General features: G+C 71.7%; 16 protein-coding genes and 1 pseudogene. 12 read left to right on the forward strand and 5 right to left on the reverse strand.

The window, feature by feature from the left end:
- Nucleotides 1–88: 88 nt before the first annotated feature.
- Genes AC38ZX_RS03825 through ilvA form a run of 3 tightly spaced genes read left to right on the forward strand, consistent with a single transcriptional unit; the run spans nucleotide 89 to nucleotide 3,737 of the window.
- Nucleotides 89–1,306 carry a cystathionine gamma-synthase gene (locus AC38ZX_RS03825; protein WP_491296393.1) on the forward strand — a complete coding sequence of 406 codons (1,218 nt, stop codon included), beginning with the start codon at nucleotides 89–91 and terminating at the stop codon, nucleotides 1,304–1,306.
- Entirely contained in the window at nucleotides 1,303–2,544 is a 1,242-nt protein-coding gene (locus AC38ZX_RS03830) for an AI-2E family transporter (protein ID WP_491296395.1), read from the forward strand. The genes AC38ZX_RS03825 and AC38ZX_RS03830 overlap by 4 nt, the downstream gene beginning before the upstream one ends.
- On the forward strand, nucleotides 2,541–3,737 hold the full coding sequence (gene ilvA / locus AC38ZX_RS03835; protein ID WP_491296396.1) for a threonine ammonia-lyase: 1,197 nt from the start codon (nucleotides 2,541–2,543) through the stop codon (nucleotides 3,735–3,737). The genes AC38ZX_RS03830 and ilvA overlap by 4 nt, the downstream gene beginning before the upstream one ends.
- A gap of 51 nt (nucleotides 3,738–3,788) precedes the next feature.
- On the opposite strand, the gene greA is transcribed toward ilvA, so the two are convergent.
- Together greA and AC38ZX_RS03845 are read right to left on the reverse strand one after the other, a co-directional pair.
- A complete protein-coding gene (gene greA, locus AC38ZX_RS03840; RefSeq protein ID WP_426594540.1) occupies nucleotides 3,789–4,274 on the reverse strand; it encodes a transcription elongation factor GreA in 486 nt (161 codons plus the stop codon).
- Between the two features lie 145 nt (nucleotides 4,275–4,419).
- Nucleotides 4,420–4,818: a DUF4307 domain-containing protein gene (locus AC38ZX_RS03845; protein WP_426594541.1), complete on the reverse strand. Its 399-nt coding sequence runs from the start codon at nucleotides 4,816–4,818 to the stop codon at nucleotides 4,420–4,422.
- A gap of 145 nt (nucleotides 4,819–4,963) precedes the next feature.
- Between AC38ZX_RS03845 and mca the strand changes: the two genes are divergently transcribed.
- From mca to AC38ZX_RS03860, 3 genes are read left to right on the forward strand one after another with little or no spacing between them, the layout of a single operon-like run.
- Complete coding sequence (gene mca, locus AC38ZX_RS03850; RefSeq protein WP_491297290.1) at nucleotides 4,964–5,821, forward strand: mycothiol conjugate amidase Mca; 858 nt, start codon at nucleotides 4,964–4,966, stop codon at nucleotides 5,819–5,821.
- Nucleotides 5,818–6,177, forward strand: a complete 360-nt coding sequence (locus AC38ZX_RS03855) for a hypothetical protein (protein WP_491296398.1) — start codon at nucleotides 5,818–5,820, stop codon at nucleotides 6,175–6,177. Before mca ends, AC38ZX_RS03855 begins: the two co-directional genes overlap by 4 nt.
- Nucleotides 6,178–6,190: 13 nt before the next feature.
- Nucleotides 6,191–7,027, forward strand: coding sequence for a carbon-nitrogen hydrolase family protein (locus AC38ZX_RS03860; protein ID WP_491296399.1), 837 nt, complete (start codon nucleotides 6,191–6,193; stop codon nucleotides 7,025–7,027).
- On the opposite strand, the gene trhA is transcribed toward AC38ZX_RS03860, so the two are convergent.
- Nucleotides 7,024–7,722, reverse strand: coding sequence for a PAQR family membrane homeostasis protein TrhA (gene trhA, locus AC38ZX_RS03865; protein ID WP_491296400.1), 699 nt, complete (start codon nucleotides 7,720–7,722; stop codon nucleotides 7,024–7,026). The two genes, AC38ZX_RS03860 and trhA, sit on opposite strands and share 4 nt — an antisense overlap.
- 186 nt (nucleotides 7,723–7,908) lie before the next feature.
- Here trhA and AC38ZX_RS03870 point away from each other — a divergent pair, with 186 nt between their 5' ends.
- From AC38ZX_RS03870 to phoH2, 3 genes and pseudogenes are all read left to right on the forward strand, one after another.
- The gene (locus AC38ZX_RS03870; RefSeq protein ID WP_426594545.1) at nucleotides 7,909–8,670 is read left to right on the forward strand and encodes an isoprenyl transferase; all 762 of its coding nucleotides are present in this window, start codon (nucleotides 7,909–7,911) and stop codon (nucleotides 8,668–8,670) included.
- 325 nt (nucleotides 8,671–8,995) lie between these two features.
- Nucleotides 8,996–9,046, forward strand: a pseudogene (locus AC38ZX_RS03875) (hypothetical protein); the annotation flags it as partial.
- Between the two features lie 106 nt (nucleotides 9,047–9,152).
- Entirely contained in the window at nucleotides 9,153–10,319 is a 1,167-nt protein-coding gene (phoH2, locus tag AC38ZX_RS03880; RefSeq protein ID WP_491296401.1) for an RNA 5'-3' helicase PhoH2, read from the forward strand.
- 3 nt (nucleotides 10,320–10,322) lie between these two features.
- Here the strand turns inward: phoH2 and AC38ZX_RS03885 are convergent, their stop codons facing one another.
- A complete protein-coding gene (locus AC38ZX_RS03885) occupies nucleotides 10,323–10,814 on the reverse strand; it encodes a MarR family winged helix-turn-helix transcriptional regulator (RefSeq protein ID WP_491296402.1) in 492 nt (163 codons plus the stop codon).
- Between the two features lie 62 nt (nucleotides 10,815–10,876).
- On the opposite strand from AC38ZX_RS03885, the gene AC38ZX_RS03890 reads away from it, so the two are divergent.
- The 3 genes from AC38ZX_RS03890 to AC38ZX_RS03900 are packed head-to-tail and all read left to right on the forward strand — an operon-like array spanning nucleotide 10,877 to nucleotide 13,848.
- Nucleotides 10,877–11,458, forward strand: coding sequence for a class I SAM-dependent methyltransferase (locus AC38ZX_RS03890; protein ID WP_491296403.1), 582 nt, complete (start codon nucleotides 10,877–10,879; stop codon nucleotides 11,456–11,458).
- Nucleotides 11,459–11,518: 60 nt separating this feature from the next.
- The gene (locus AC38ZX_RS03895; RefSeq protein ID WP_426594549.1) at nucleotides 11,519–12,148 is read left to right on the forward strand and encodes a PadR family transcriptional regulator; all 630 of its coding nucleotides are present in this window, start codon (nucleotides 11,519–11,521) and stop codon (nucleotides 12,146–12,148) included.
- Nucleotides 12,149–12,207: 59 nt separating this feature from the next.
- Nucleotides 12,208–13,848, forward strand: a complete 1,641-nt coding sequence (locus AC38ZX_RS03900) for a DHA2 family efflux MFS transporter permease subunit (protein ID WP_491296404.1) — start codon at nucleotides 12,208–12,210, stop codon at nucleotides 13,846–13,848.
- Between the two features lie 81 nt (nucleotides 13,849–13,929).
- Here AC38ZX_RS03900 and AC38ZX_RS03905 read toward each other — a convergent pair whose 3' ends face one another.
- A complete protein-coding gene (locus AC38ZX_RS03905; protein ID WP_491296405.1) occupies nucleotides 13,930–15,324 on the reverse strand; it encodes a class II fumarate hydratase in 1,395 nt (464 codons plus the stop codon).
- Nucleotides 15,325–15,379 lie beyond the last annotated feature (55 nt).

Here is a 15,379-nt window from a genome sequence, read left to right on the forward strand (position 1 = left end):
TTGCTCCCGGCCCGTGCAACGGCGTGGATCGTGCCCGTGTTCCCGCGACACGGGTCGCCGCGTCGGCGGGACCGCCTAGCCTGGGTGCGTGACGAACGACGCGGAGCTCCACGAGGACGACTGGTCCAAGGCCGGCTTTTCGACGAGGGCCATCCATGCAGGTCAGGAGCCCGATCCGTCGACGGGGGCCGTGGTGACGCCCATCTACGCCACCTCGACGTACAAGCAGGACGGCGTCGGCGGTCTGCGCGGCGGGTACGAGTACTCGCGGTCGGCCAACCCGACCCGGACGGCCCTCGAGGCGGCGCTCGCGGCCGTGGAGGGCGGTGCGGCCGGGTTCGCGTTCTCGTCCGGGCTCGCCGCCGAGGACACCCTGCTGCGCGCGACGCTGCGGCCCGGCGACCACGTGGTGATCCCGAACGACGCCTACGGCGGCACCTACCGCCTGGTCGCGCGGGTGTTCGGGCCGTGGGGCATCGACCACACCGCGGTCGACCTGTCCGACCCGGACGCGGTGCTGGCCGCGATCGAACCGGGGCGGACCAAGGTGATCTGGGTGGAGACGCCCACCAACCCGCTGCTCGGCATCGCGGACATCGCGGTGCTGGCCGGCCATGCGCGGTCGGTCGGGGCGCTGCTCGTCGTCGACAACACCTTCGCGACGCCGTACCTGCAGCAGCCCCTCTCGCTCGGCGCGGACGTCGTCGTGCACTCGACGACGAAGTACATCGGTGGCCACTCCGACGTCGTCGGCGGGGCGCTCGTGGTCGGTGACGGCGCGATGCTTCCGGTCGGGCTCGACGGGCCGCTGGTCGACGCGGTGCGGTTCCACCAGAACGCGTCCGGCGCGGTCGCGGGACCGTTCGACGCGTGGCTCACGCTGCGCGGGCTCAAGACGCTCGCTGTGCGGATGGACCGGCACGTGGCCAACGCCACGGCGATCGCGGCGTTCCTGGAGGGCCACGACGCGGTGACGTCGGTGATCTACCCGGGCCTGCCGAGCCACCCGGGGCACGAGGTCGCGGCGCGGCAGATGCGCGGGTTCGGCGGGATGATCTCGTTCCGCACGGGCTCGCAGGAGTCCGCCCTGGCGGTCTGCGCGGCGACGAAGGTGTTCACGCTGGCCGAGTCTCTGGGCGGCGTCGAGTCGCTGGTCGAGCACCCGCACAAGATGACGCACGGGTCGGTCGTGGGCACGGCGCTCGAGGTCCCCGACGACCTGGTGCGCCTGTCGGTCGGCATCGAGGACCTCGAGGACCTGCTCGCGGACCTGGATGCCGCCCTGGGCGCCGGGCGTCCGGCGTGACCGACGCGCCGACCACCAAGGACCAGCCGGTCCCGCCGTCGATCCGGGCCGCGGCCGGCTGGTCGTGGCGGCTCCTGCTCATCGGCGCCGCGCTCGCGGTGCTGCTCTGGCTCTTGAACGAGCTCAAGGTCGTCGTGGTGCCGATCGCCGTGGCCCTGCTGGTCACCGTGCTGCTCGCGCCGTTCGTCGGCTGGCTCCAGCGACACACCCGGCTGCCCCGGGTCGCCGCCGTCGCGATCTCGTTGGCGGCGATGGTCCTGCTCGTCGCGGGTCTGGTCACGCTGGCAACACGCTCGATCATCAAGGGCATCGGTCAGCTGTGGACGCAGGCGTCCGAAGGCATCGACAAGCTGACCAGCTGGCTGGCCACGGGCCCGCTGCAGCTGACCACCGAGGACATCAGCAAGTACATCGACACCATCCGGGAGTCGTTCAGCGGCAGCAACTCGGGCCTGGTCTCGGGCGCCCTGCACGCGACGACCACGGTCGGCCACGTCGCGGCCGGCACGCTGATCGCGCTGTTCTGCACGTTCTTCTTCCTGCTCGACGGCCGCACCATCTGGTCGTGGGTGGTCGGGCTGCTCCCGCGCGGGTCGCGCGAGCACGTGCACCAGGCCGGCCGTCGCGGCCTGGTCACCCTCGGCGCCTACACACGCACGCAGATCCTGGTCGCGGCCGTCGACGCGCTCGGCATCGGCATCGGCGCCGCGATCCTGCGGGTTCCGCTCGCGCTCCCGCTGGCCGTGCTCGTGTTCCTCGGCTCGTTCGTCCCGATCGTGGGTGCCGTGGTCACGGGGTCGGTCGCGGTGCTCGTCGCGCTCGTCGCGAACGGACCCCTGAATGCCTTGCTCATGCTCGCGGTCGTGCTGCTCGTCCAGCAGATCGAGGGTCACGGCCTGCAGCCGTTCCTCATGGGCCACGCGGTCTCCCTGCACCCCGTTGCGGTGCTGCTGGCCGTCGCCGCGGGCTCGTTCGTCGCGGGCATCGTCGGGGCCCTGTTCGCCGTGCCCCTCGTCGCGACGCTCAACACGGTGATCCTCTACCTGCACGGGCACGACAAGTTCCCCCAGCTCGGGCGCGACGACCATGTGCCGGTCCGCGGTCGTGGCCATCCCGTGCTCGATCGCGCCATCGCGCAGGTGGCGGAGTCCGAGGCGGAGGACGAGGCGACGCTGGCGGAGCAGGTCGACCCGTCCGACGGCACGGATCCCGGCGACGCACGGGGCGCCGCGCGATGACCGGTCTGGCCGACATCCGGGACGCCGCGGCGCTGCTGCAAGGGGTCACGGACCGGACCCCGGTGCAGCTGAGCCGGGCGCTGTCGCGCGTGGTGGGCGCCGAGGTGTGGCTCAAGTGCGAGAACCTGCAGCGCACCGGCTCGTTCAAGCTGCGGGGCGCGTACGTGCGGATGGCGCGCCTCTCGGCTCAGGAGCAGTCGCGCGGCGTCGTCGCGGCGAGCGCCGGCAACCATGCGCAGGGCGTCGCGCTGGCGGCCCAGATGCTCGGCATCGAGTCCGTCGTGTTCATGCCCGTGGACGCGGCTCTGCCCAAGGTCGCGGCGACCCGGGACTACGGCGCGCGCGTCGAGGCCGTCGGCGCCAGCGTCGACGAGGCCCTGCGGCACGCGCACGAGTACGCCGAGCGCACGGGTGCGGTCCTGATCCACCCGTTCGACCACGAGGACGTCGTGGCAGGGCAGGGCACCATCGCGCTGGAGATCGCCGAGCAGGTGCCTGACGTCGCGACCGTGCTCGTGCCGGTCGGCGGGGGAGGGCTGGCGGCCGGGGTGGTCGCCGCGCTGGCCGAGCTGCGCCCGTCGGTCCGCGTGATCGGCGTGCAGGCCGAGGGCGCCGCCGCGTACCCGCCGTCCTTGGCCGAGGGGCACCCGGTGCCAGCCGGAGCGATGCACACCATGGCCGACGGGATCGCGGTCGGCCTGCCCGGGACCGTGCCGTTCGACATCCTCCTCCGGCACGCCATCCCGGTCCGGACCGTGTCGGAGGAGGACCTGTCGCGGGCCCTGCTGCTCGTCGCCGAGCGCGCCAAGATGCTCGTCGAGCCCTCGGGTGCGGCGGCCGTCGCCTCCCTCATGGCTGAACCGGGAGGCCTCGAGGGCCCGGTCGTGGCGATCCTGTCGGGCGGCAACATCGACCCGCTGGTCCTCCTGCGGGTGGTGCGGCACGGGCTGGCGTCGGCGGGACGGTTCCTGCACCTGCGCGTCCGGCTGGACGACACCCCCGGGGCGCTCGCCGAGCTGCTGCGCGACCTGGCGGCGACCGGGGCGAACGTGATGGAGGTCTCCCACGCGCGGACGGCCGTCGAGCTCGCCGTCGACGAGGTGGCCATCGAGCTCCAGGTGGAGACGAAGGGCCCGGACCACTGCGCCCACGTCGTCCAGACCCTCACGACCGCCGGCTACCGGCTCACGTGACGCGCAACAGAGGCGCCGACCCCATCGGGAGCGGCGCCTCTGGACGTGGGCTCAGCCCGTGAAGGGCTTGGCGTCGGTGATCGAGACCGCGATCTCGCGGCCGTTCGGGGCGAGGTAGCTGGTCGAGTCGCCGATCTTGGTGCCGTTGATCGCGGCGCCGAGCGGCGAGGTGGGGGAGTAGACGTCGATGTCGGACGACCCCGCGATCTCGCGCGAGCCGAGCAGGAACACCATCTCGTCGCCGGCGACGAGGGCGGTGACGACCATGCCGGGCTCGACGATGCCGTTGTCCTGCGGCGTGCCGATCTGCACGTTGCGCAGCTTCTCCTTGAGCTCGCGGATGCGGGCCTCCTGCTTGCCCTGCTCCTCGCGGGCGGCGTGGTAGCCGCCGTTCTCCTTGAGGTCACCCTCGTCGCGGGCGGCCGCGATGCGCGAGACGACCTCGTCGCGCCCGGGCCCCTCGAGGTGGGCGAGCTCGGCAGTGAGCCGGTCGTAGGCCTCCTGCGTCAGCCAGGTGGCTGCATTCGTTTCGGTCACGATCGCTCCTTTCACAACGTGCGTAGTGAGGCTCCAGCCCCGGAGACAACAGAACCGCCTCGCGGTCGCGTCGACGAGCCGTGACGCCGGACCGGGGCGGCGTAGAAACGACCAGGATAGCAAGGCGGCCGGGCAGGAGGCCGCTTCAGGGCTGGATGTCGCACCTGTCGACGGTCCCGCTGACGGCCAGCTCGGTGGTCTGCACGGTGGCCGTCAGACGCTGGGTCGCCTGGTCGGCCGGGCCGACGGTGACCATGCGGACGCCCACCTCGGAGAAGGCCTCGGACAGCGCGCGAACCTTGCAGACGACCGTGTCCCCGCGGGGCTTGGTCACCTCGAACGTGACGTCGATCGCCTGCGGTCCCTGCACGTGGAACCCGACGTCCTTCCAGGACACGGGCTGGCTGGCGACGTTCAGCGCGATCCAGACGGCGACGGCCAGGCCGACGACCGCGGTGAGGATCAGCCCGATCCGCTGGCGGCGCCTCGTGCGCACGGTCGGCGCCGGACCGTAGCGGCCGGGCGGCGGCTGCAGGACGGTCACGTTCGATCCTCCGGGGGCCGGTCGATGGCGCGACGTGGTCGTCGCGTGCGCGATCATTGTCTCTCGTCCACACACCCGCCCGCGCCGAAGACCGGCCGGGCGGACCGACGGGAGGCCCGAGGTGACCGGAGAGCGGCTGCGCCTGATGGCGGTGCACGCCCACCCCGACGACGAGTCGAGCAAGGGCGCGGCGACCACGGCGAAGTACGCGGCCGAGGGTGTCGACGTCCTGGTCGTGTCCTGCACGGGCGGGGAGCGCGGCGACGTGCTGAACCCCGGCTACGGCGAGGTGCCCGGCGGGATCGAGGGCATGCAGACGCTGCGACGCGACGAGATGGCCGCTGCTGCTGCAGCGCTCGGAGTGCAGCACCACTGGCTGGGGTTCGTCGACTCCGGCCTGCCCGAGGGCGACCCGCTGCCGCCTCTCCCGGAGGGCTGCTTCGCGCTGGTCCCGCTCGAGGAGGCGTCCGCCCCGCTGGTGGAGCTCGTCCGCAGCTTCCGGCCGCACGTGATCACCACGTACGACGAGAACGGCGGCTACCCGCACCCCGACCACATCATGTGCCACAAGGTGTCGGTCGAGGCGTTCGAGGCGGCCGGCGACCCGGAACGCTACGTGGGCCGCGGCGAGCCGTGGACGCCGTCGAAGCTCTACTACAACGGCGGCTTCTCCCTGGTGCGCATGCGCGCGATCCACGAGGCGCTGCTCGCCGCGGGTCGCGAGTCGCCGTTCGGTGAGTGGATCGAGTCGCGCGAGGCGCGGGACGTGCCGGAGCGCGAGGTCACCACCCGCGTCGACGCCAGCGCGTACTTCGCGCAGCGCGATGCCGCGCTGCGGGCGCACGCCACCCAGATCGACCCCGACGGGTTCTTCTTCGCGATGCCGCGAGAGATCGAGCTCGCCGAGTGGCCGACCGAGGAGTACGAGCTCGCGCAGTCGCGCGTGCCGACGACACTGCCGGAGACCGACCTGTTCGCCGGCCTGCGGGACGGCGTTTCGTGATCCACCTGCTCATCGCTCCGAGCCCCACGCCGTCCCCGTCCGGGGTCGCCATCGACCCCACCCAGGGCGGCTCACCCGGCTTCCTCGGCTTCGTGTTCACGTTCCTGGTGGCGATCGCGGCACTCTTCTTGTTCCTGTCGCTGACCAAGCAGATGCGCCGGGTGGACCGCCGCTCGAAGCAGCTCGGGCTCGACGACGAGACGCCCGACCCGGCCGACGACGACGAGAACGACCGTCCGCACCTGGACGTCGGCGTGATCGACGCGGGCGCGGGCGGGCCCGACTCGGAGATCGACGCGGACGTGCCCGTGGTGCTCGACGGGCTCGAGGGCGACGAGCCGGACCGGTCGCGATGAGGCCGGCCGCCCGATGAGCAAGCCCCCCGAGCGGCCCGCCGTCCGGGTCACCGTCGCGCAGCTGGAGGTCAGCAACGACCACGGCACCAACCGGGAGATCATCGGCGACGCCTTCAAGCTGGCGGCCGGCCGTCGCTCGGACCTGCTGGTGCTGCCCGAGTACGCCTCGGGTTTCGACCCGCGCGGTGTCGGGCCGGAGCACGCGGAGCCGCTCGACGGCTACTTCGTCACGATGCTGCGCGAGCGGGCCGCCAAGACGGGTGTCGCGGTGCTGGCCGGGACCACGTTGCCGGGGCCCGACCCGCAGCACGGCGTGAACGCCATCGTCGCCGTCGACGGGTCGGGCGCGATCGCCGGCCTGTACCGCAAGGTGCACCTGTACGACGCGTTCGGTCAGCGCGAGTCCGACCGGCTGGTCGCCGGACCGGCGGACGCACCCCCGCTCGTGGTCGAGGTCGGCGGCCTCTCGTTCGGCGTGATGACGTGCTACGACCTGCGGTTCCCGGAGTCCGCGCGCCGCCTGGTCGACGCAGGCGCCCAGGTGATCGTCGTCCCGGCCGCGTGGGCCGACGGTGAGCTGAAGGCGATGCACTGGCGTGCGCTGGCCGTGGCGCGGGCGATCGAGAACACGTCGACCGTGATCGGCGTCGGCCAGGCGGGCCGCGGGGTGGTCGGCCGGTCGCTCGTCGTCGGACCCGACGGCGTCGTGGGGCTGGAGTTCGACGAGCGGCCGAACATCCGCACGGTCGACATCGACGGCGACGCGCTGCTCGAGGTCCGACTCCGGAACCCGTCCCTGGCCAACCGGCGCTACCGGGTCGTGCCCAGCAGGCTCGTGCCCGGCACCTAGGACGAGTACGACGCCATCGACACGGCGATGTAGTGGCAGCTGAAGCCGACCACCGTCAGCGCGTGGAACACCTCGTGGAACCCGAACCAGCGCGGGCTCGGGTTGGGACGCTTGGTGCCGTAGACCACCGCGCCGAGCGTGTAGGCGAGCCCACCCAGGGCGATCCAGAAGACGATCCACGCCCCGCCGGCGCGGTAGAACGACGGGAAGAACCAGACGGCCACCCAGCCGAGCGCCACATAGACCGGCACGTAGACCCAGCGCGGCGCGCCGAGCCAGAAGACGCGCGCCAGCAGCCCGACCAGTGCCCCCGACCAGACGACGATGAGTAGGACGCGGGCGGTGGTGGCGGGCAGCAGGAGGATCGACAGCGGCGTGTAGGTGCCGGCGATGATCAGGAAGATGTTGGTGTGGTCCAGGCGGCGCAGGACCGCGGACGTCGTCGGCGACCAGTGCCCGCGGTGGTAGAGCGCGCTGGTGCCGAAGAGCATGATCGCGGTGAGCCCGAACACCGCGCACGACCACTTGGCCTGCGACGTCGGCGAGAGCACCACCAGCACGATCGACGCGACGATCACCAACGGCGTCACGCCGAGGTGGATCCAGCCGCGCAGGTGGGGTTTCAGGTTCTCGACGACCGCCGCCGCGGCCGGGGTGTCCGACGAGCCCGAGACGGGCGCGGGGGAGGTGCTCATGGAGCGGATCTCGTTTCGTCGGACGTAACTTACGACTGCGTAGGTTACGGCACCGTAGGTAGCGATGTCGACCGACCTCGATCATGCCCCGAACCGGCCTACGACGGCGACGTTGCGAGCGAGTAGCGTGTGCGGGTCCGACCGGTCCGGCCCGACGACGACCCTCGATCAGCCGAAGGAGCGCGCGTGCGCCTGCCCCACCCGCTCTACGGGCTGTACGAGCGCCGGCTGGCCGCATCGCTCCCGGCCGAGGGCATCCCGCGCCACGTCGGCGTCATCCTCGACGGCAACCGCCGCTGGGCGCGCAGCGTGGGCAGCTCGACGGCGCACGGCCACCGCGCGGGCGGCGACAAGATCGCGGACCTGCTCGGGTGGAGCGAGGACATCGGCGTCGAGGTGGTCACGCTCTGGCTCCTGTCGACGGACAACCTGGAGCGGTCGCCCGACGAGCTCGAGCCGTTGCTGGCGATCATCGAGGACGTCGTCGGCGAGCTCGCCGCTACGGGGCGGTGGCGCGTGCAGGCCGTCGGCGCGCTCGACATGCTGCCGGACCACACGGCCAAGGCGCTCGTCGCGGCCCAGGACGCGACCACCGGGATCGTCGGCCTGCACGTGAACGTCGCGGTCGGTTACGGCGGTCGTCGCGAGATCGCGGACGCCGTGCGCGCGTTCCTGCGCGAGCACGCCGAGGCCGGGTCGAGCCTGGACGAGCTGGCCGAGGACTTCGACATGGAGCACATCGCCGACCGGCTCTACACGAAGGGCCAGCCGGACCCGGAGCTGGTGATCCGCACCTCGGGCGAGCAGCGCCTGGGCGGGTTCCTGCTCTGGCAGAGCGCGCACTCGGAGTTCTATTTCTGCGAGGCCTACTGGCCCGACTTCCGACGGATCGACTTCCTGCGCGCGGTCCGCGCGTATGGCGCGCGCGAGCGGCGGCTGGGCCGATAGCGCGAACTCTTCAGGTGAACACGGTGTGACGTTGTCGCGTGTCGGGCTGGACCGGGGTGTTCGCGAGGTAGTTTCCGCCGTAGAGGACAGCGACCGTTGTCCCCGGGAGGCCAGCCCATGGAGCACTCGCTCCGGGAGGAGGGTCGGATCCGGCCCACCCTCTCCGGAGGGGCCGACCGCCCCCGTCCCGTCGCCGAACATCGGTGCGTGAACCTGCCCTTGTGGTGGGTGGCCGGTCTTCGGTGCTCGTCTCGGCGCACGTAGCGCCAAGAGGGAGCCTGCCGTGGTGAACAAGGCGAACACCCCCCCAGCAGATGGTCGTCGGATGCACGTGCTCGACACGTCGGTCCTTCTCTCGGACCCGAGGGCGATCCTGCGGTTCGCGGAGCATGACGTGGTTCTCCCGGTCGTCGTCATCACGGAGCTCGAAGCCAAACGCCACCACGCGGAGGCTCGGCTACTTCGCCCGCTCGGCCCTCCGGATGCTCGACGACCTGCGCATCGAGCACGGGCGGCTCGACATCCCGATCCCGATCAGCGACGAGGGCGGCACCCTCACGGTCGAGCTCAACCACACCGACCTGATGGTCCTGCCTGCCGGGTTCCGTCTCGGCGACAACGACACCCGGATCCTCGCGGTCGCCGCCAACCTCGCCGCTGAGGGGAACGACGTCACGGTCGTCTCCAAGGACCTGCCCATGCGCGTGAAGGCGTCCGCGTGCGGTCTGCGGGCCGAGGAGTACCGCGGCGAGCAGGTGGTCGACTCCGGCTGGACCGGGATGGACTCGCTCGACCTGGCGGAGAACCAGATGTCGGACCTCTGGGAGCACGAGTCGATCGCGCTCGCGGACGTGGCCACCGGGTTCGCACCCACGTCGATGGCCAGCACGAACCCCAACGACCTGCCCTGCCACACCGGCCTGGTCCTGCACAGCCCGCGCGGCTCCGCGCTCGGACGCGTCACGGCGGACAAGCACGTGCAGCTGGTCCGCGGCGACCGCGACGTGTTCGGCCTGCACGGCCGCAGCGCCGAGCAGCGGATCGCGATCGACCTGCTTCTCGACGAGGAGATCGGCATCGTCTCGCTCGGCGGCAGCGCCGGCACCGGAAAGTCGGCGCTCGCCCTGTGCGCCGGCCTCGAGGCCGTGCTCGAGCGTCGCCAGCACCGCAAGGTCATGGTCTTCCGCCCGCTGTACGCGGTGGGCGGCCAGGACCTGGGCTACCTGCCCGGCGGGGCCGACGAGAAGATGAACCCGTGGGCGCAGGCCGTCTTCGACACCCTCGGCGCGCTGGTCAGCAAGGAGGTCGTCGAGGAGATCATGGACCGGGACATCCTCGAGGTCCTGCCCCTGACGCACATCCGCGGGAGGTCGCTGCACGACGCGTTCGTCATCGTCGACGAGGCTCAGTCCCTCGAGCGGAACGTGCTCCTCACGGTCCTGTCGCGCATCGGGCAGAGCGCGCGCGTCGTCATGACCCACGACGTCGCCCAGCGCGACAACCTGCGGGTCGGCAGGCACGACGGGGTCGCCGCCGTGATCGAGGCGCTCAAGGGCCACCCGCTGTTCGCGCACGTGACCCTGACGCGTTCGGAGCGGTCGCCCGTCGCCGCGCTGGTCACCGAGCTGCTGGAGGGCATCGAGGTCTGAGCCTCACCTCTCGACGACGCCCGGGACCTCCTCGTGGGGACCCGGGCGTTCGTCGTGCAGCTCGGCCATCGCGCGGGCCAGCGCGCCGAGCCCGGTCGTCAGCGCCTCGCGTTCCTGGCGGGTCAGGCGGCCGAGCAGGTGCTCGTGCGTCGTCCGCAGCGCCGCACCGACGCGCTCGGCCACCGCTTCGCCCTGCTCTGTGAGTCGCAGCCGGTAGACCCGACGGTTGTCCTCGCCGCGGACCCGCGAGAGCCAGCCGCGGTCCTCCATGCCGGCGGCCAGGCGGCTGACGGTGCTCTTCTCGAGCCCGAGCCGCGCGCCGAGCTCCTGCTGCGACATCTCGCCGGCGGCGCTGAGCTCGCCGAGCGCGATCGACTCCGACGCGGACGCCCCGAGGTGCGCGGCGGGTCCATGGTTCGGCTCCAGCAGGCCACCCTGCCGGACGAGCTGCTGCAGGAAGCGACGGGAGCTCGTCGTCGGGAAAGGTTGTGCCATACAACTGTCGGACCTACGCTCTCCTCGAGAGTTGTGTTGTACAACTATAGAGGAGGGCCCTCATGGCCAGCACCCACGGCGCGCACGCAAAGATGTTCGGGCTGGCGCGCCATCCGCAGCAGTACGAGCGCTTCGCCCTGCGGGTCGCCGCGCCGATGTACGCCCGGGTGGTGCGCGACATCGTCGAGCTCGGCCTGCCGGCCGGCGCCCGCGTGCTCGACGTCGGCACCGGCCCTGGTGTCGTCCCGCGGCTGCTCGGCGTGGCGTGCCCGGACCTTCAGCTCGACGGGGTCGACCTCTCGCCCGAGATGATCGCTCGCGCGAGGCAGGGGTCGGGCGCGGCCAGAGTCGCTTTCGCGGTCGCCGACGTCTGCGTGCTGCCGTTCCCGGACGCGACCTTCGACCTGGTGGTCTCGACCATCAGCCAGCACCACTGGGCCGACCCGGCGACCGGGCTCCGCGAGGTCCGGCGGGTGGTGCGGCCCGGCGGACGCGCCTGGATCTACGACGTGCGGCCGGCGGTGCGGCGCGCACAACGGGCCGCGGGCGGACTCGGGGCGACCTCCCGCGTCCGGCGCGAGAACCCCTCGCCGGGTTCGTCCTTCCTGAGCCCGATCGGTCGGCTCGTCGTCGAACCGGCGTGACATCCAATCCCTCCCGTGGGTATATTCCGGTTGGAATAGTTGATCGGGAGGATGTTGGCGATGGCGATCGGTGAGCTCTCGGCGGTGGCCGTGCTGATCCTCGCGCTGCTGCACGAGCAGCCGATGCACCCCTACCAGGTGCACCAGAACCTCGTGGAGCGCGGCGACACCCGGCTGGTCCGCGTCAACGCGGGTGCGGTCTACCACGGTGTCGAGCGGCTCGAGAAGGAGGGCCTCGTCGAGGCCGCGGGCACCGAACGCGCGGGCAACCGACCCGAACGCACCACCTACCGGATCACGGAGGCCGGCCGGTCGGCGTTCGCGGCGCGGCTCACGTCCTTCCTCGGCGACGACCACCCGTCCTACCCGCTGTTCCCGGTCGGTCTCGCCGAGGCCCACGAGATCCCGTCGCAGACCGTCGTCGAGCAGCTCACGCGGCGCCGCGACCGCGAGTCCGAGCGCATGGCGCTGCTCTGGTCCGCGCGGGACCGCTTGACCTCGCTCGGCCTCCCGCGGCGATATCTGCTGGACGTCGAGCACGAGATCGCCACGCTGGGAGCAGACATCGCGTGGCTCGACCGGACCGTCGACGAGCTGCGTGCCGACGCGCTCGGGTGGGGCCAGCCGATCCCGCGCGAGTACGCGGAGGCCCGGCACGAGCTCAAGGCGTGTCAGACCCCTCCGGCATAGTCGATCCGTCGGCACCTCTTTCGTCTAGAACACATCACCACCCCGAACAAGGAATCCTCATGACCACTGAGTCGCCCAAGGCACTCGTCGACCTGCACGGGCGCAGCCCGTGGAGCATCCTGCCCGCGCTCTGCCTCGGTTTCTTCATGATCATGGTGGACACCACGATCGTGAACATCGCCATCCCGACGCTCCAGAAGTCGTTCGACGCCGACCTCACATCGGTCGGCTGGGTGAACAGCGCCTACCTGCTCACGTTCGCCACGCTCCTGCTGGTGACCGGCCGCCTCGGCGACCGGTTCGGCCCGCGGCCCGTGTTCATCGTCGGCCTCGTGATCTTCACGCTCGCCTCGCTCGCGTGCGGGCTGTCCGGCACGATCGGCCTGCTCATCACGGCCCGCGCCATCCAGGGCATCGGCGCCGCTCTCATGACGCCGCAGACCATGTCGATGATCACCCGCGTCTTCCCGCCCGCCAAGCGCGGCGCGGCCCTCGGCATCTGGGGTGCCGTCGCAGGTGTCGCGACGATCGCCGGCCCGGTGCTCGGCGGCATCCTGGTGGAGTCGGCCGGCTGGGAGTGGATCTTCTACATCAACATCCCGGTCGCGATCGTGGCCCTGTGGTTCGCGATCACGCGCCTGCCCACCCTGCCGACCGCCAACCGGTCGTTCGACCTCGTCGGCGTCGTGCTGTCCGTGACCGGCATGTTCCTCCTGGTGTTCGGCATCCAGGAGGGCGAGAAGTACGACTGGGGGACCATCACCGGCCCCATCACCGTCTGGGGCATGATCGGCGCGGGCGTGCTCGTGCTCGCCGCGTTCGTGCTCTGGCAGCGCCACCTCAAGGCGGACGCGCTCCTGCCGCTGACGCTGTTCAAGAGCCGCAACTTCTCGCTGTCCAACGTCGCGGGGGCGTCGGTGACCTTCGGGCTCACCGGCATCTTCTTCCCGCTGACGCTCTTCCTGCAGACGGTGCTGAACCTGACCCCGCTGCACGCCGCGCTCGTCGGCCTGCCCGGGTCGCTGCTGTCCGGGATCGTCGCGCCGTTCGCGGGCCGACTGTCGGACCGCATCGCGGCCAAGTGGGTCGTCGCCACCGGCTTCCTGCTCGTGTCCATCTCGGTGTTCCTGCTGGCGATCGCCATCGAGCCCGACGCGCCGATCTGGCAGCTGGTCCTGCCCATGTCGCTGTTCGGCATCGGCACGGGTGCGCTCTTCTCACCGCTCGCCAGCCTGGCCACGTCCGGGCTCGACCAGCGGACCGCCGGCGCGGGCGCCGGGGCGTTCAACACCACCCGCCAGATCGGAGGCGTCATCGGCTCCGCCGTGATCGTGGCGCTGATGACGTCGCGTCTCGCCGTCACCATCCCGGCCGCCGCCGTGGAGCAGGCGGCGACCCTGCCGGAGGGCGCCCGCCAGCCGTTCCTCGACGCGTTCGCCCACTCCGGCGGCTCGTTCGCCAGCGGCTCCGGCGGCATCACGTTGCCGGACTCGGTCCCGGCCGACGTCGCCGCGCAGATCCGGGAGGCGGCGACGACCGCGGTCCACTCCGGCTTCGCCACCGCGGTGACCCAGACGATCCTGGCCACGGTCGTCGTGCTGCTGATCGGCTTCGTCGCCGCTGTCGCGATGAAGGGCGGCCGCACGCACCACACGGCCGCCGCCCCCGCCCAGGCCGCACCGGTCGCCGTCGAGGTCTGACGTACAACAAGAGGCCCGACCCCTGTACGCCGGGGGTCGGGCCTCTTGTGCGTCTCTCTCGGCGGTCCGGAACCTGGCTCGTCAGCGCGGCGGACGGGTCATGCTGAGCACGTCGAGCGCCGAGTCCAGCTGGTCCTCGCTGACCTCACCGCGCTCGACGAAGCCCAGGTCGATGACGGCCTGCCGCACGGTGATGCCCTGCTTCACGGCGTGCTTGGCGATCTTGGCGGCGGCCTCGTAGCCGATCACCCGGTTGAGCGGCGTGACGATCGACGGGGACGACTCTGCCAGCGCGCGGGCGCGGTCGACGTTGGCCACCAGGCCGGTGACCGTCTTGTCGGCGAGCAGCCGGGACGCGTTGGTCAGGAGCCGGATCGACTCCAGCACCCCGGCGGCGATCACGGGGATCTGCACGTTGAGCTCGAACGAGCCGCTGGCGCCGGCCCAGGCGACCGTCGCGTCGTTGCCGATCACGCGGGCCGCGACCATGAGGACGGCCTCAGGGATCACGGGGTTCACCTTGCCGGGCATGATCGACGAGCCCGGCTGCAGGTCGGGGATCGCGATCTCGCCCAGGCCGGTGTTCGGACCCGACCCCATCCAGCGCAGGTCGTTGCAGATCTTGGTGAGGCTGACCGCGATGGTGCGCAACGCACCGGACAGCTCGACGAGGCCGTCGCGACCGCTCTGGGCCTCGAAGTGGTCGCGAGCCTCGGTCAGGGGCAGCTGCGTGTCCTCGACCAGCAGCTCGATGACGCGCTGCGGGAAGCCCGCCGGGGTGTTGATGCCGGTGCCGACCGCGGTCCCGCCGAGGGGGACCTCGGCGGCCCGGGGGAGCGCCGACTCGAGCCGCTCGATGCCGTACCGGACCGCGGCCGCGTACCCGCCGAACTCCTGCCCGAGCGTGACCGGGGTGGCGTCCATGAGGTGCGTGCGGCCGGACTTGACCACCTGCGCCCACTCGACGGACTTGGCCTGGAGGGCGTCCGCCAGGTGCGCGAGCGCCGGGATCAGGTCCCGGACGACGCCCGCGGTCGCGGCGACGTGCACGGAGGTCGGGAAGACGTCGTTGGAGGACTGCGACGCGTTCACGTGGTCGTTCGGGTGCACGTCCCGACCGAGCCGCCGGGTGGCCAGGGTGGCGAGCACCTCGTTGGTGTTCATGTTCGAGCTGGTGCCCGAGCCGGTCTGGTAGACGTCGATCGGGAAGTCGCCGTCGTAGGCGCCGCCGGCGACGTCGTCGGCCGCCGCGACGATGGCGTCGGCGATGTCCTGGTCGAGGACGCCCAGCTCGGCGTTGGCCCGGGCCGCGGCCTTCTTGATGCGGGCGAGCGCCTCGATGTGGCTGCGCTCGAGCCGGTTGCCGGAGATCGGGAAGTTCTCGACGGCACGCTGCGTCTGCGCGCAGTAGAGGGCGTCGACGGGGACGCGGACCTCGCCCATGGTGTCGTGCTCGATGCGGTACTCGGAAGTCATGGCGTCCATCCTGCCGCACGTGCGGACGGCCACCCGACGAGGTGACGATGGAGTC

The sequence above is a fragment of the Cellulomonas sp. McL0606 genome (genome assembly GCF_058248365.1).

Bases quoted from the DNA above. Each gene is read 5' to 3' on its own strand.
- ilvA (WP_491296396.1), top strand. From the start codon at position 2,541: ATGACCGGTCTGGCCGACATCCGGGACGCCGCGGCGCTGCTGCAAGGG.
- mca (WP_491297290.1), top strand. From the start codon at position 4,964: ATGGCGGTGCACGCCCACCCCGACGACGAGTCGAGCAAGGGCGCGGCG.
- AC38ZX_RS03860 (WP_491296399.1), top strand. From the start codon at position 6,191: ATGAGCAAGCCCCCCGAGCGGCCCGCCGTCCGGGTCACCGTCGCGCAG.
- trhA (WP_491296400.1), bottom strand. From the start codon at position 7,722: ATGAGCACCTCCCCCGCGCCCGTCTCGGGCTCGTCGGACACCCCGGCC.
- phoH2 (WP_491296401.1), top strand. From the start codon at position 9,153: ATGCTCGACGACCTGCGCATCGAGCACGGGCGGCTCGACATCCCGATC.
- AC38ZX_RS03885 (WP_491296402.1), bottom strand. From the start codon at position 10,814: ATGGCACAACCTTTCCCGACGACGAGCTCCCGTCGCTTCCTGCAGCAG.
- AC38ZX_RS03890 (WP_491296403.1), top strand. From the start codon at position 10,877: ATGGCCAGCACCCACGGCGCGCACGCAAAGATGTTCGGGCTGGCGCGC.
- AC38ZX_RS03895 (WP_426594549.1), top strand. From the start codon at position 11,519: ATGGCGATCGGTGAGCTCTCGGCGGTGGCCGTGCTGATCCTCGCGCTG.
- AC38ZX_RS03900 (WP_491296404.1), top strand. From the start codon at position 12,208: ATGACCACTGAGTCGCCCAAGGCACTCGTCGACCTGCACGGGCGCAGC.
- AC38ZX_RS03905 (WP_491296405.1), bottom strand. From the start codon at position 15,324: ATGACTTCCGAGTACCGCATCGAGCACGACACCATGGGCGAGGTCCGC.